At 71.7% G+C, this 14,711-nt stretch carries 14 protein-coding genes; 8 read left to right on the forward strand and 6 right to left on the reverse strand.

Annotation, left to right across the window (positions count from 1 at the left end; all coding sequences use genetic code 11):
- Positions 1–55: 55 nt before the first annotated feature.
- Positions 56–787: a ferritin-like domain-containing protein gene (locus ACFXI4_RS00740; RefSeq protein ID WP_384986906.1), complete on the reverse strand. Its 732-nt coding sequence runs from the start codon at positions 785–787 to the stop codon at positions 56–58.
- Positions 788–1,060: 273 nt separating this feature from the next.
- Here ACFXI4_RS00740 and ACFXI4_RS00745 point away from each other — a divergent pair, with 273 nt between their 5' ends.
- From ACFXI4_RS00745 to ACFXI4_RS00755, 3 genes are all read left to right on the forward strand, one after another.
- Complete coding sequence (locus ACFXI4_RS00745) at positions 1,061–2,110, forward strand: zinc-dependent alcohol dehydrogenase family protein (protein ID WP_384986908.1); 1,050 nt, start codon at positions 1,061–1,063, stop codon at positions 2,108–2,110.
- A gap of 96 nt (positions 2,111–2,206) precedes the next feature.
- Positions 2,207–2,455 carry a hypothetical protein gene (locus ACFXI4_RS00750; protein ID WP_362717857.1) on the forward strand — a complete coding sequence of 83 codons (249 nt, stop codon included), beginning with the start codon at positions 2,207–2,209 and terminating at the stop codon, positions 2,453–2,455.
- Positions 2,456–2,467: 12 nt separating this feature from the next.
- Positions 2,468–3,664 carry an SPFH domain-containing protein gene (locus tag ACFXI4_RS00755; RefSeq protein ID WP_384986910.1) on the forward strand — a complete coding sequence of 399 codons (1,197 nt, stop codon included), beginning with the start codon at positions 2,468–2,470 and terminating at the stop codon, positions 3,662–3,664.
- A gap of 92 nt (positions 3,665–3,756) precedes the next feature.
- Here ACFXI4_RS00755 and ACFXI4_RS00760 read toward each other — a convergent pair whose 3' ends face one another.
- On the reverse strand, positions 3,757–4,458 hold the full coding sequence (locus ACFXI4_RS00760) for a hypothetical protein (RefSeq protein WP_384986912.1): 702 nt from the start codon (positions 4,456–4,458) through the stop codon (positions 3,757–3,759).
- Positions 4,459–4,719: 261 nt separating this feature from the next.
- Here ACFXI4_RS00760 and ACFXI4_RS00765 point away from each other — a divergent pair, with 261 nt between their 5' ends.
- Positions 4,720–5,664 (forward strand): slipin family protein, encoded by a 945-nt coding sequence (locus ACFXI4_RS00765; protein WP_384986914.1) that lies wholly within the window; start codon positions 4,720–4,722, stop codon positions 5,662–5,664.
- On the opposite strand, the gene ACFXI4_RS00770 is transcribed toward ACFXI4_RS00765, so the two are convergent.
- A complete protein-coding gene (locus ACFXI4_RS00770) occupies positions 5,600–6,802 on the reverse strand; it encodes an MFS transporter (protein WP_384986916.1) in 1,203 nt (400 codons plus the stop codon). The two genes, ACFXI4_RS00765 and ACFXI4_RS00770, sit on opposite strands and share 65 nt — an antisense overlap.
- A 229-nt stretch (positions 6,803–7,031) precedes the next feature.
- Between ACFXI4_RS00770 and ACFXI4_RS00775 the strand changes: the two genes are divergently transcribed.
- The 3 genes from ACFXI4_RS00775 (at position 7,032) to ACFXI4_RS00785 (ending at position 9,588) form a co-directional block, all read left to right on the forward strand.
- Positions 7,032–8,015: an ArsR/SmtB family transcription factor gene (locus ACFXI4_RS00775; RefSeq protein WP_384986918.1), complete on the forward strand. Its 984-nt coding sequence runs from the start codon at positions 7,032–7,034 to the stop codon at positions 8,013–8,015.
- Between the two features lie 9 nt (positions 8,016–8,024).
- Complete coding sequence (locus ACFXI4_RS00780; protein WP_384986920.1) at positions 8,025–8,531, forward strand: glutathione peroxidase; 507 nt, start codon at positions 8,025–8,027, stop codon at positions 8,529–8,531.
- Between the two features lie 130 nt (positions 8,532–8,661).
- The gene (locus ACFXI4_RS00785; protein WP_384986922.1) at positions 8,662–9,588 is read left to right on the forward strand and encodes a MerR family transcriptional regulator; all 927 of its coding nucleotides are present in this window, start codon (positions 8,662–8,664) and stop codon (positions 9,586–9,588) included.
- Between the two features lie 167 nt (positions 9,589–9,755).
- On the opposite strand, the gene ACFXI4_RS00790 is transcribed toward ACFXI4_RS00785, so the two are convergent.
- The 3 genes from ACFXI4_RS00790 to ACFXI4_RS00800 form a co-directional block, all read right to left on the reverse strand.
- Positions 9,756–9,947, reverse strand: coding sequence for a DUF397 domain-containing protein (locus ACFXI4_RS00790; protein ID WP_358916720.1), 192 nt, complete (start codon positions 9,945–9,947; stop codon positions 9,756–9,758).
- Between the two features lie 212 nt (positions 9,948–10,159).
- Positions 10,160–11,017, reverse strand: a complete 858-nt coding sequence (locus ACFXI4_RS00795) for a helix-turn-helix transcriptional regulator (RefSeq protein ID WP_362722648.1) — start codon at positions 11,015–11,017, stop codon at positions 10,160–10,162.
- Positions 11,018–11,279: 262 nt separating this feature from the next.
- Complete coding sequence (locus ACFXI4_RS00800; protein WP_362720374.1) at positions 11,280–12,047, reverse strand: GPP34 family phosphoprotein; 768 nt, start codon at positions 12,045–12,047, stop codon at positions 11,280–11,282.
- A gap of 144 nt (positions 12,048–12,191) precedes the next feature.
- Between ACFXI4_RS00800 and ACFXI4_RS00805 the strand changes: the two genes are divergently transcribed.
- The gene (locus ACFXI4_RS00805) at positions 12,192–14,573 is read left to right on the forward strand and encodes a serine hydrolase (protein ID WP_384986925.1); all 2,382 of its coding nucleotides are present in this window, start codon (positions 12,192–12,194) and stop codon (positions 14,571–14,573) included.
- The last annotated feature ends 138 nt before the right edge of the window (positions 14,574–14,711 follow it).

The following is a 14,711-nucleotide window of genomic DNA, read 5'->3' on the forward strand; positions in this document are numbered from 1 at the left end:
GGATCGCGGCTCACGTGAGATTCAGCCGGATGCGCCAACCCCGGCCCGTCTCCCGTCAGTTCGTGTTCGTCCATGCGTCCGGGCTCGGCGTCAGCACGGCCGAGACCACCGTGCGGGACGAGGTCATGACATCGCCCGCGAAGCGGAGGCGTCCGAGGCCGAGCCGGCGCAGTGCCGGGCCGTGGTCGGCGACGACGACGAGAGTGGCCACGAGCAGAAGAAGCCGCCACAGGGCCATGACCGGGCGGCGCGTCGCACGGGGCAGTTCCGCCAGGGAGGCGTGCAGCCGTTCGCAGTGGAACGGCACGTGCCGCTCCTCGTCGCGGAGGATCCGCCCTGCCACGTCCGTGGTGAGCGGGTCGTCGGTGCCGTCGCGCAGGGCGCGGTAGTAGCGCAGCGCCACCACCTCCGCGACCATCAGCACCAGCAGCTCCATGCGCAGGCCCATGAGACGCCGTAGCCGTACGAAGACCGTGTCGCTCCAGTGCCCGGGCAACGTCGGCAGGCCTCCCGCGGCCAGCAGCCGGGCGAGCAGCCGGGCATGGTTCTGTTCCTCGGCGATGAAGAGCCGGACCGCCTGCCCGTAGTCGGTGTCGCCGGCCTGGTCCGCCTTGCCGACGAGGTTGGCGCCGTCGCCGTCCTCGCCGACCTGGAAGCGCTGGACGCTGGTCCACACCGCGGCGGGCAGTGCCGCGCCGCGGTCCCAGTCCGGGTCCCCCTGGGCGCGTCTGCGCTCGCGCTCGTCCTCGAACCGACGTGTCCACTTGACGAAGCCGTCCGCCCGCATCCGGTCTCCCCTCTCCGGAACACGGCCGCCGTGCCCCCGCAGAGGGACGACGCAGGCGTACGGCGAACCGTTCCCCGGCCACCGCAGGAGCGCGGTTCACCGATTGCAGGGGCCCGCCGTCGCGCATAGCGTGATTGCGGGAGCTTCGGGGCTGTGGAGGCTGGAGGCCGGAGCCCGGGCGTCATCGAGGGTGCCGGCGCCGGTGTCGTTCCGGTGCCGTTCCTGTCCGGGCCGCCCGCCGGGTCCGCCGGGCGCTGAGAGACGAGGTCACCCATGGCGCACACCATGCGCGCGCTCGTAGCCGCGACGGCAGGCGAGCCGGTCGACGTTCTGCGGCTGGAGTCCCGGCCGGTTCCCACGCCCGGGCCCGGTCAGGCGTTGATCCGGGTGAGGGCGACTCCGATCCACGCCAGTGATCTGCATGTGCTGCGGGGCCGTTACGGTTTCTCGCCCGTCTTTCCCACGGTGGGCGGGCACATGGAGTGCGTGGGCCGTGTCGAGGCCCTGGGTCCGGACACCGAGGGACTGAGCATCGGCGAGCGCGTGGTCGCCGTCGCCGTTCCGGCGGTGCCCGGGCCGCCGGTGGCCGGTACCTGGCAGGAGTACCTCGTCGCCGACGCCCACCGGCTTCTGCCCGTCCCCGACCGGCTCAGCGACGCCCGCGCTTGTCAGCTCGCCGTCAACCCGTTGACCGCGTTGCTCCTGGTGACCCGCGAACTCACCGTGCAGCCGGGCGAGTGGCTGTTGCAGACGGCCGCGGGCTCCACCGTCGGCAAGCTGGTCATCCAGCTGGCCCGGCATCTGGCCATCCCCACGATCAACGTGGTCCGGCGGCGCGCGGCCGTCGACGAGATCAAGGCCCTCGGCGGTGACGAGGTCATCTGCACGGAGGACGAGGATCTGTCCCAGCGGGTGGCCGAGATCGCCGGACCGGCCGGTGTGCGCAAGGCCACCGACTGTGTCGCGGGTCCCGTGGGCGCCCAGGTGTCCCAGGCGCTGGCGCCGGGCGGCGAGGTCGTGGTCTACGGCGCGCTCTCCACCCACCGGCAGACCGACCCGGCGGCGCTGACGATCCCGCTGCAGGCACGCTCGGTCATTTACGAGGCCAAGGCGGTCCGCGGCTTCTGGCTGAACCGCTGGTTCGGCGCCGCCTCTCCTGAGGACGTGCTGGTCGCGCTGTCCGAGGTACGCAGTCTCGTCACCAAGGCGGTGCTGACCATCCCCGAGGGCCGGCCCTTCCCGCTCGACGGTTTCGCCGAGGCCGTCGAGTTCGCCGAAGCACCCGCGCACGGGGCGAAACCGCTCTTCGTCTTCGACGGGTAGCGCCGCCGTTCCAGGACCTGGTCCCTGGCCATTGGGTGCTGGGCCAGGTGGGTCTATCGTCGGAATCATGGGCCAGGACGAGGAGGACGGCCGGTGATGCCGCAGGACGAGGCCGTGATCGGCTGCACGGGGGAGGTTCTCATCGGGACGCGCGGTTCGGCGGGTCCCGGCGAGGTCCTCGTGCGGGTCAGGGGCGGCTCCGAGACCTTCCTCGCCTGGTCGGAGGATCCCCTTCCGGTGGGCGCCACGGTGCTCGTGATCGAATCACGTGGATGCCGCGAGGTGGGCGTCATCGAGTGGGTGGATCCATTGGACGCGCTCGGCGACCGTGCCGAGGCCGGCTGAGGAGTAAAAGGAATGTTCGGATACCGCGTACCCGCTCCCGACGAGGCGATGTTGATCTCGGGGGGCAGGCGGGGACTGGGGGGCGCGCCGTTCCGAGTGGTGACGGGGCACGGCAAGTTCGTGCTGCCGGTCCTACGGAAGGTCCGATTCCTGACCCTGTCCATGTGCGAGGCCGAGGTCACCGAGACCTGCGTGACCAGACAGGGCATCGCATTGCACGTCCGCGCGGTCATCGCCTTCAAGGTCGGCAACGACCACGAGAGCATCATCAACGCGGGTCAGCGTTTCCTCTCCGACCAGGAGCAGATGTCCGTGCTCACCGGCCGGATCTTCGCCGGCCACCTGCGGGCCATCATCGGCTCGATGACCGTCGAGGAGATCGTCACCGAGCGGCAGAAGCTCGCCGCGGAGGTCCTGGACACCTCCAAGACGGAGATGGCGAAGATCGGTCTGATCGTCGACTCGCTGCAGATCCAGTCCATCGACGACGGCGACACCGGCTACATCGACGCGATGTCCGCGCCGCACAAGGCGGCCATCCAGCGGCAGGCGCAGATCGCCCAGGCGCAGGCCACCCAGGCCTCGGTCGAGGCGGAGCAGGTCGCGGCCCGCAACCAGGCCGAGTACGCCCGGCAGACCGCGATCGTCAAGGCCGAGTACTCGGCCGAGGTGGACCGCGCCCAGGCGCAGGCCGCGCAGGCCGGGCCGCTGGCCCAGGCACACGCCCAGCAGGAGGTGCTCGCCGCCCAGACGGAGCTGGCGCTGCGCCAGGCCAAGCTGCGCCAGCAGCAGCTGGTCGCCGAGGTCGTGAGGCCCGCCGAGGCCGAGGCCGAGCGGGTCAGGATCCTCGCGGCCGCCGAGGCGCAGCGGATGAAGATCCAGGCGGAGGCGGCGGCGTCGTACGACCGGGTCGCGCTCGACCGGATGCTGATCGACCAGCTCCCGCAGATCGTCAAGGAGGCCGCCGGCGGCCTCGCCGGCGCCAACGTGAACGTCCTCAACGGCGCGGACGGTCTCGGCGAGATCGCCGCCGGCCTGGTGTCCCAGGGTCTGACGATCCTCGATTCGGTCCGGCAGAACCTGGGCAACCAGGACTCCGACGGCCAGCGGCCCGCCAAGAGCGAGGGCAGCGGCAGCGCCGGCTCCCTGCTCCAGCTGCCCTCCAGCAAGGGGAAGAAGTCGGACGACGGTCCGGTGGACGTCGACTAGGTGCGTGGAGCCACACCGTCGCTGCACGCGAGCAGGCGCCCGGCCGGGGTTTCCCGGCCGGGCGTTCTCGCGTCGTCGTCCGCGGCGGAGTCCTAGCGGATCGGGACCGTTGGCGGTTCGGGGTGCGGCCGGTCCCGGCGGCCGGCGACCAGGGACCGGGCGGCGAGGGCGGTCAGGGCCACGGCCACGGGGGGAACGGCCTGCCAGGGGATGTGGAGCCAGAGGGCCACGTAGGCCCAGACGAGACCGGCGGCCAGGACGGTCCCCAGGAGCCATCGGCCCATGGGGCGCCAGGTGTACGGCTCCGGGTTCCGTGGCCGCAGGAGTCGTACGACCCCGAACCACAGGCTCAGCACCGCCAGCAGCCCGACGGTCACGGCGAGGCCGGCGTACATCTGGGGTTCGTCACGGGGTTCGTCGGCGGTGCCCTGCTCCTGTCCGTGCGCGGCGAGCCGCGTCACGTGACCGCGCCAGACCGTGCCGCTGACCCGGTCCCCGGGCCGGACCTTCAGCAGCACCGGCCCCGGGTCGCCGAAGTCGACCACGTCGGCCCGGCCGGACGGGCCGAACAGGGTCGCCTGGTAGTGGGTGGCCCTGCCGCCGTCGTCGATCACCGTGTTCCACACGGTGAAGGTGACGGTGAAGACGCAGTTCCGCGCCCCGGCCGGCGGGCTGTCGGGGCAGGCCTCGGCCGCCTGGTACTCCCGGTACTGGTCCAGGGTGGTCGGCAGCATCACCGCCGCCAGGTAGCAGCAGGCGAGCGCCGCGACCAGGGAGCCGGTCAGCAGCAGCACGCCGATGATCCGTGCCCCGCGTGTACCCGCCCGGATTCCCGTCTCCCCCGCCACGACCCCGTCCGCCCCCTCCGCCGACCCGTGGCCGGCCCGTCCTGACGACACCGTCAAGGTCCCCTCGGAGCGCGGGCGTTACGCGGATCCCGGCCGTTTTCTTTACGCACTCCTGACGCCCGTCCCGGCATCCCGGGGAGCCGGGCCGGTGTCATCCTCCTTGCCGGATCCTTGTCCGGATCACGTCCGAGAATGGAGTGAGTGCCGATGGACGGCGCCGTCATAGGGGTCGTAATCGCCTTCGTCCTGGGCCTGTTCGTGCTGCGCAGCGGTATGCGGGTGGTCAACCAGGTCGAGCGCGGGGTCGTGTTCCGGTGGGGCAAGGCGCTGCCCACCTACCGGCACCCGGGGATCACCTTCCTCGTGCCCTTCGCCGACCGGATGCGCAAGGTGAACGTGCAGGTGGTCACCATGCCGGTGCCCACCCAGGAGGGCATCACCAAGGACAACGTGTCCGTGAAGGTGGACGCCGTCGTCTACTTCCGGGTCACCGACCCGATCCGCGCCGCGATCGAGGTGCAGGACTACGTCTTCGCCGTCGGGCAGGTCGCCCAGTCCTCGCTGCGGTCCATCATCGGCAAGAGCGACCTCGACGACCTGCTCACCGACCGGGAGCGCCTGCACGAGGGTCTCGCCCTGATGATCGACAGCCCGGCCGCCGAGTGGGGCATCCACATCGACCGCGTCGAGATCAAGGACGTACAGCTGCCGGAGTCGCTGAAGCGGTCCATGTCCCGGCAGGCTGAGGCCGAGCGGGAGCGGCGGGCCCGCGTCATCACCGCCGACGGTGAGTTCCAGGCCGCGCAGCAGCTCGCCAACGTCTCCCGGATCATGTCCGACTCGCCCGAGGCGATGCAGTTGCGGCTGCTGCAGACGGTCGTCGAGGTCGCGGCCGAGAAGAACTCCACGCTGGTGATGCCCTTCCCGGTCGAGTTGCTGCGTTACTTCGAGCGTGCGACCAAGCGGCTCGACCAGGAGGTCGAGAAGAACGAGCGGGAACCGGAGGCTCCGGAGGGGCAGGCCGCCCTCAAGGCCGGTATCGAGCAGATCGCCGCCGTCGCGGACAGGTTCGGGCCCGCTGCCGGGGTCACCGCTCCGCGGGATCCGCGGCAGCCGGCGCCGGGATCCTCCGCTCCTGCCGACCGGCAGTAGCCAGCGTCAGCGTCACGGCAAGTGACGCGAGTGCCATCAGGGTCATCGCGCTGGCGGGCGAGGTGAGTTGGGCCACCGAGCCCGCCAGTGCCGCACCCACGCCCTGCATGGTCAGCATGCCCGCCGAGTGCAACCCCAGTGCGTGGCCGCTGAGTTCGTCGGGCGTCAGGCTCATCAGCCGCTCCTGCTGGACCAGGCTCGCGCCGAAGCCGACGGAGGCGACGGTGACGCACACCGCGGCGAGTGCCAGCGGCGGGTGGAGGACGAAGAGCAGGTAGGGCGTGGCCAGGAGCAGGAGCAGGGGGGTGGCCGTGCGGGTGCGGACGGCGGGCGGGAGCAGGCGGCCGACGGTCACGTCACCGGCCAGCATGCCGAGGGCTGCGCAGGCGAAGAGGGTGCCGGCCGCGCCCGGGGTGTACGACACGTACAACGACTCGCAGCCGACGACCAGACCGTTGGGCAGCCACAGGCCGAGATAGGTGAGGCGGCGCGGGCGGGACGCCCACAGCAGGGCGTTGGTGCGGCGGGTCTCCGCGACGGAGGGGCGGCCGGCGGCACGGGGCGGGCGGGCGGTGAGGCCGGCGCGGGTCACGACGGCGGACGTCAGGTAGAGGGCCGCCGCGAGCAGCAGGCAGACGCGGGGGGAGACGGCGGCGAGCAGGGCGCCGCCGGTGGCGTAACCGGTGATCTGCACCAGCCCGCTCATCATGTTGAACAGCGAACGCCCGGGCAGATAGCCGTCCTTGGCGAGGATCTCGTTCAGCAGTCCCCAGCGGACCCCGCCGCCGAGCGAGGCGACGAGGCCGAGCAGCAGGACGGCGGTGAGCAGGACGCCGGGCGGGAGGCCGGGCAGCGCCATGGCCGCCGTGCCGGCGGCGAAGGTGGCCGAGATCGCGGCGAGGGTGGTGCGCGGGGGCAGCCGGTCGGCGCCGGAGAGCAGGAAGGTCGCGCCGAGCACCTGGGCGAGGGAGGGGCCGAACATGCTGAGCGCGGAGAGGAGGGGGGAGCCGGTGCTGCGGTAGACGAGCGTGCCGAGGGCGAGCCCGCCGACGGTACCGCCGGCGTTCTGGGCGGCGGAGCCGAGGAAGAGGGGGGTGAACTCGGGTGTGCGGAAAAGGGACCGGTAGCTGGTGGGCATGGTCGGGAGTCTCGGGGGCGCTGCGGGCGGCCGTTATTGTTTCGCACGGACGCGAAAGGTCCTCACGAGTGGTGAGCCTCCCGCGGAAGCAAGAGGCTCTCACTCGCGCCGGGCCCTCCGCGGATGCGAGAGGCTCTAACGGGCGCCAGACCCTCCGCGAAGGTGACAGGCCCTGACAGGCGCCAGACCCTCCGCGGAAGCGAGAGGGTCCAAGGACAGGGAGACCCCCTTGGGTTGGTGGCAGCTCAACGCGGACACGCTTGCCCGTAGCCGCTTTCTGCTCTCTCCCTTCGCCGAGACCTTCGCGAGTCTCCGGCTGTTGCACGGCGGCACCGCAGCCCATCCCGGCGAGCGGCACTGGCTGGACGCGCATCTGCCCGCCTACCGGGCACGGCTCGCCGCCGACCCCGTGACCGCGCTGCTGATCCGTGCCGGGCTCGGCCGCGTCTGGACCGCCGACTTCCTCACCCCCACTCCCCGGGACGGCGAGAGCGTCGAGGCCGGTATCGCGCGGGTGCGGTCGGCCCGCCCCGACGAGGCCCGGGCGCACCTCCGGGTCGCCCTCGCCGGTCCGCTGCCCGCCGCCCTGGAGCGCGACGACCTGCCCGGGCGGGCGGCCGAGCTGCTGACGTACGTGTGGGAGGTGACCGTACGGCCGACCTGGGAGCGGCGGCGGCGGATTCTGGAGGCGGATGTGTTCGCCCGGACCGCGCAGGTCAGCCGGGGCGGCTGGGCCGAGGTGCTGGACTCGGTGCGGCCGGGGCGGACCCGCTGGCTCGGCGCCAACCGGCTCCAGGTCAACCTGCACGAGCACCCGCCCCGCGAGATCTCCGGTGCGGATCTGCTGCTCGTCCCGGTGACGCCCAGGACCGGCTGGGTCTCCTGGGAGGAGCCGGACCGTTACGCGCTGGTCTACCCGTGCGCCGGCGCGCTCTCCGACCCCGCGGCGCAGGCGGTCCCGGCTGCCCTCGCGGCGCTGCTGGGCGGCGCGCGCGCCGGTGTGCTGGTGCTGCTGGACGCCCCGCTGAGCACGACCCATCTGACGGCGGTGACCGGGCAGGGGCTGGGCTCCGTCGGGCGGCATCTGCGCGTCCTGCTGGATGCCGGGCTGGTGGAACGGCGGCGGGCCGGGCGGTCGGTGCTGTACTCGCGGACGGCGGCGGGGGACGTGCTGGTGGAGGCCGGCACCCGCGCGGTCACTGCGCGGAGTTAGCATCCGCTCATGACGACTACCGAGAACAACGGGTCCGTGCTCGACATCGAGATCGGTGCTCTCCAGGGCGGTTCCGCCGACCTGCCGGGCTATGCCGGCCAGGCCGTGCTCATTGTCAACGTGGCCTCCAAGTGCGGTCTGACCCCGCAGTACGGCGGCCTGGAGCGGCTGCAGGAGCGGTACGCGGCGCAGGGCTTCACCGTGCTCGGGGTGCCCTGCAACCAGTTCATGGGGCAGGAGCCCGGCAGCGCCGAGGAGATCGCCGAGTTCTGCTCGGCAACGTACGGCGTGACCTTCCCGCTGACCGAGAAGGTCGAGGTCAACGGGGCCGGCCGGCACCCGCTGTACGACCGTCTCACCCCCTTCGCCGACGGCGAGGGGCACACCGGTGACATCCGCTGGAACTTCGAGAAGTTCCTGATCGGGCGGGACGGCCAGGTCGTCGCCCGGTTCGCACCGCAGACCGAGCCGGAGTCGGCGGAGGTCGTGGCCGCGGTGGAGAAGGCCATCGGCTGACGTACGGGGTCTTGCGACGGCGGTCACGGGAGACGGTCCCGTGACCGCCGTCGGCGTTTCCCGTTCCCGCCGCTTGACCTTGCCCCTGGGGCAGGGACGAGCGTCGGTTCAGCCGGGCCACGGGTGCCCGGTGACGGAGGATGTGGCCGTGGAGGACGCTGACGCTGTGGACGAGGGACTGCTCACGATCGGCGCGTTCGCGGCGCGGTCCCGGCTCTCGGCGAAGGCGCTGCGCCTGTACGACCGGCTGGGGCTGCTGGCGCCGGCGCACGTCGACGAGGCGACCGGCTACCGCTACTACCGGGCCGGGCAGGTGGAGCGCGCCCGGCTGGTGGCGCTGCTGCGCCGGCTGGACATGCCGCTGGCGCGCGTCGCCGAGGTGGTCGAGGCGGCGCACGGCGACACGGCCGCTCGGCTGCTGGCCGCCTACTGGGCGGATGTCGAGCAGCGGGTCGCCGGGCAGCGGACCCTGGCCGCGTATCTCCGTGGACGGCTGTCGGGAAGGAGTTCGGAGATGCACGAGACGTTCGCGGTGGAGACGGTGGAGGTGCCGGCGCAGGTGGTGATCACCGAGACGCGGCACACCCTGGCGGACGAGCTGCCCGCCTGGATCGGCGCCGCGCTGGGCCGGCTGGAGGCGGCGGCCCGCGAGTGCGGGGGTGTGACCGGGGTGCCGTTCGTCGTGTACTACGCGGAGGTGTCCATGGAGAGCGACGGGCCGGCCGAGGCCTGTGTCCCGGTGGCGGACGAGGCGGCGGCCAGGGCCTGGGCGGAGCGGCACGGGCGGGCCTGGGAGACGAAGGTGCGCATCGAGCCGGCGCGCACGCTGGCGTACACGCGGATCAGCAAGGCGCAGGTGGCCCATCCGCAGATCCTGGCGGCCTTCGAGGCGGTGGAGGGGTGGGTGGCCCGGCGGGGCGGCCCGGGGAAGGGTTCGGCGGCCGTCCTGGAGTACGACGGTCCGTGCCGGGAGGTCTACTTCGCGGACTGGGACGCGGCGGGCCCGTTGGACCCGGTGTGCGATGTGGCCTTCCCCGTCCGCCAGGTTGCGCGGTGACCGGACCGGCGACCGATCCGACGGGCGGACCGGAGGCCGGACCGGAGGGCACAAGCCGAGCCCCCTCGGCAAGGACGGCGAGCTAGTCGAGAGGGCTCTTGAGGTGACGCTTGTGCAGTTGTGGTTGTCGTCGTCTGGAGCGTGGCCGGATGGGTCAGCGAGTGCCCCTACGCCTTGACCGAAGCCACGAACGCGTTCCATGCGCCGGTCGGGAACGCGAGGACCGGGCCCTCCTCGACCTTGGAGTCGCGTACGGCGAGTCCAGCGGTCGTCGGCGACTTGACCTCGACGCACGCCCCGTTCCCTGCGGAATAGGAGGACTTCGTCCACGTCTCCGTGGCGCCCTGAAGCAGTGCCATGTCCACTCCTGTAGCGAGTTGCTGCGGTGCTTGCTGTAGTGCGAATCACGCCAACCTTCTGACTGGTTGGCGTGATCGACGCTACTAGCCAACTCCCTCGCCTGGAGCACTCGTTCACTCGACCGGATGGCATATTCCAGGGGAGACTTCCGCCGGAGCGTGGCACCGGTGTAAGATCCGGCGCCCGCCGCCCGGGAGGGCTCATCGGCGGCTCAGCGGGCGTACTCCTTGGCCGCGTCGGCGATGAACTGCCGGGACTGCTCGACGTTGAGCGACTGGGCCCGCAGGTGCTCGTACATCACCGCGTACTTCTGCACGTCGTGGGCCTTCTCCAGGTACAGGTCGCTGGTCACGCCCTCCAGGTAGACGACGCTGGAGTCGGCCGCGTCGGCGAACTCCAGGATCGCGTACTGGCCGTTGAGGCCGGGATGCGCGCCCACCTCGAAGGGCAGCACCTGGACGGTGATGTGCGGCTGCTGGGACATCTCGATCAGGTACTCCAGCTGCTCACGCATCACGAGCCGGTTGCCGACGAGCCGGCGCAGCGCGGCCTCGTCGAGTACCACCCAGAGCCGAAGGGGGTTGAGCTCGGCGGTGATACGTTCCTGTCGCCGCATGCGGACCTGGACCCGCTTCTCGATGTCGGCGGCCGACGTCTCCGGCAACGCCCCCTGCACCAGGGCCTCGGCGTACGCCCGGGTCTGCAACAGCCCGGTGACCAGCTGGGGTTCGTACACCCGCAGCGACTCGGCGTCGGTCTCCAGGCCGATGTAGACGCTGTACGGGATGTCTCCGAACGCATGCCACCAGCCCTGCTGCCGTGAATCCCTGGCCATCTCCATCAGGGACTCGACGACCCGCTGGTCCTCGACCTCGTAGACCCCGCACAGGTCGCGGACATCGCGCTGGCTGATGCTCCGGCGCCCGTTCTCCAGCCGGCTGATCTTCGACTGCGAAACGAGCAGCCGCTCCGCCACTTCCTCCGCCGTCATGCCCTTGAGCTCGCGGAGCCTGCGCAGCTCCTGGCCGAGCCGGCGTCGCCTGACGGTTGGATTGACATTGGACGCCACGGGACGTGCACCTCCGGCTGCCTGCCTGCTGCTACCACTTTGCGTATCTGCTGTTGAGCAGACTGCCACCAAGGTGGTTCCTACCGCTGGGAAACCGTGTTTATGCGGCGCGTACGCGTCGGTTCGGGCACGTTCCGGAAAAGCCGAGCGGGACGGTGGGGCGCGTACCGCGTGCGCCTCACCGCCCCGCTCGGACCGGCGGCTCCCGAACCGGGTCTCAGGGATGCTGTGTTGCCGGCTGTCGCTGCCGTGGGACTGCGGCTCAGTGCACCACGGCCCGCGCCATCGCGCCCGCACCTCGGCGCGGTTGCATCGGAACTCCGCGGGCGGGTTCCGGCGCACCGGGCCTGTTGCCAGGTCCGGCCTGACGCCCGGCCGGGGCGGCCGGGCCGCGGCGCGGCTGGGCACCCGCGCCGTTCTGCACGTCCATGACGGCGTGGGCCACGAGCCCGCCCATCGGGTCGTGCCGGATCAGGTCCCGCAGCCGGGAACGCGAGGAGCGTCCCTCGTTCCCCGGATACAGGTGCTTGCCGAGACCGACCGCGTGGGCCAGGGCGGCGAGCGCCGCGGTCCGCGGGTCCGGTGGTACGCCGGTACGGATCGCCGAATCCAGCCGGGCACGGATGTCCCGGCAGATCTCGTTGTCCGTCGCCTGGTACCGGGTCGTCGGCAGCACCCCGCACATCTGGCCCGCCACGGCATGCACCATGCCGCACCGCTCCAGATGCGAGAGGTACGTCTGGCGAAGTCCCAGACGTGGCCCACCGATCCAGTGCACAGCCCGCACGGGAGCGCCGCGCCTTCGCAGCAACTCCAACGCGCAGTCCAAAGTCGGATCTCCAGTCGGCCGTGGTTGCACCACGGCGATACGATCCCCGTCTGGGGCTATCCGTCCGGCCAGCGCCAGCTCCACTAGCTGTGCTCCGGCCAGACCGAGGTCGAGCGACTGCGGCTGCGCAGTGGTACCCGTGGTCGGGTCCAGTGCGAGCAGCAGAAGCTCCTCCGGAAGTGTTCTGCGGCTCCTGCCCATCCATGCCTCCCCGCGTGGATGAATGACAGGGTGACCCCTCTCACATTGGTCTGTCGAGGGTGCGTGACCGGTTTGTAAGGGAACCGGAAGGTATGTCGTTCTCGTCTACCACAGGGGCTAAGCCCGCACACAGGACACTGGTACATGGTTCGGACAGCGCACGGAGACGTGCGGAGCGTGGAGGAGGCATCGGTGGCGGGCGAGTCCCCCGACAGGTCGAAGCAGCGCGAGTCGTCGGCAGAACCGACGTCGGGGGGTGCGGGAACGGTTCCCGAACCACGCGACCCACGGCTGGCGGCGACCGCCGAGGACGAGACGGATACGTCCGGTGGGGACACCGCGACCCGGATCTTCTCGGTACGGGACCTGAAGACGGACGGCGAAGACGACACGAAGCTCCGTCAGGCGGTGGCCGCGTGGGTACGCACGGGTACGCCGGCGGAGAAGGCCGGGGAATCCGGCGAGGACGCGGAGGACGCGGAGGAACACGACACCCCGCAGGAGCCCGAGCGGCCCGAGGCGGCCACGGAGCCCGTGGGGGGCCCCGAGGACGCCGAGGAGCCCCAGGGAACCCCCGGGCCATCGGAGAACGCCGACAAGGCCGTTACGAAGCCTGAGGCGACGGCGGACGCGAAGGCGGCCCCCCAGCCCGCCGACCCGCGGACCCCCGCCGGGCCGGAGGACGCCGCCGAACCCGAGGACGCGGCACCGGAGGACGAGCCCGAGGCGGCCGACGAACCCGAGGACGCGGCACCCGAGGACGCGGCGCCCGAGGGCGACCCCGAGGACGGGGCCGAACCCGAGGACGCGGCGCCGGAAGACGCGGCACCCGAGGACGCGGCGCCGGAAGACGCGGCACCCGAGGACGCCGGCGGCGAGGACGACCCGCAGGGGGCACCCGCACCCGACAACGATGCCCGCACGGATGGTGCGGGCGGGAAGACGACGGCCGGCGAAGGCGAAGCCGGGGACGCCGTCGATCAGCCCACCACCATGCTCAAGGCACCCCGCCCGGTGCAGGTCGACCAGCCCACCACCACGCTCAAGCTCGGCCCCAGGCCCAAGACCCCCGAGTCCGAACCCGAGCGCACCAGCAAGTTCGTCGCCCTCAGGTCGGACCTCAAGCCGGGGACCAAACCGGGCGCCGAGCCGGACGCCAAGCCCGGCACCGCCTCCACCACCCGCACCACCGTCATCCCCCAGGTCGGCCCGGAGCGCACCACCCAGGTGCCGCTGCCCCCGAAGCCCCCGCTGGACCTGCTCGCCGAGCTGACCAACACGCCTCCGCCGCCGCAGACTCCGGTCAGAACGGCTGTCCGGCGGGTCAAGATCTGGACGCCCCTGGTCATACTCCTGCTGATCGTCTTTGCGGTCGTACAGACCTTCCGTCCGCTCCCGCAGCCCACCCTCGACCTCACCGCGAAGGACAGCTACACCTTCGGCGGCAGCAAGGCCGACATCCCGTGGCCGGCCGACGGCCAGGCCGCCCTCGACGTCCAGGGCATCGGCTCGTTCGGTTCCTCCGGCGAGCAGAAGGCCGTGCCGATCGCCAGCGTCGCCAAGGTGATGACCGCGTACATCGTGCTGCGCGACCACCCCCTGAAGAGCGGCGCCGCCGGCCCCAAGATCAAGATCGACCAGGCGGCCCAGGACCAGTCGAACGCCGGGCAGGAGTCCACCGTCGACGTGACGGCCGGCGACTCGATCACCCAGCGCGAGGCCCTGGAGAGCATCCTCATCGCCTCCGCCAACAACGTGGCCCGGCTGCTGGCCCGCTGGGACGCCGGTTCCGAGAAGGCGTTCGTGGCGAAGATGAACACCACCGCGAAGAAGCTCGGCATGACCGACACGACGTACACCGACCCCTCCGGCCTCACCGACTCGACCGTCTCCACGGCCGTCGACCAGGTGAAGCTGGCGAAGGCGGCCATGTCGAGCGAGCCGTCGTTCCGTGAGGTCGCCGCGATGATGTCGTACGACGACTACAAGGGCGCCAACCATGGCAACTGGAACCAGCTGGTCGGCCACAACGACGTCGTCGGCATCAAGACCGGCACCACCACCTCCGCCCTCGGCAACCTGGTCTTCGCCGCGAAGAAGGACGTGAACGGCGAGACGCGCACGATCATCGGCGCCGTGCTCCGGCAGCCGGCCAGCGCCGCCTCGGACAACAGCATCCTCACCGCCGCGCTCAACGGCGGCGACAAGCTGATCCGGGCCGCCCAGGGCGCGCTGAAGTCGGCGACGATCTACAAGAAGGGTGCCGTCGTCGGGTATGTCGACGACGGCCTCGGCGGCCGTACCCCGGTCGTGGCGACCGAGGACGTCACCGCGGTCGGCTGGTCGGGGCTGAAGGTGAAGCTGACCTTCCAGGCCGACGACGTGCCGCACACCGCGAAGGCCGGCACCAAGGTCGGCGCGCTCACCGTGGGTGACGGCTCCGGGTCCGCGGTCCAGGTCCCGGTGGCCCTGCAGGGGGATCTGGCCGAGCCCGGGTTCACGAGCAAGCTGACCCGCCTCGGCTGACACAAGACACGCATTCCGTACCCGCACCCCGCTGATGGCGGCCCATCCCAGGGCCCCGCGGCGGGGTGCGTGCTAGCGTCACGAAACGGGGCAGGTCGCAGGCCGCCGGGACACGGCCGCGAACTGGACGAGAAGCGG

It is taken from the genome of Streptomyces sp. NPDC059224, assembly GCF_042754285.1.
GTDB lineage: Bacteria > Actinomycetota > Actinomycetes > Streptomycetales > Streptomycetaceae > Streptomyces.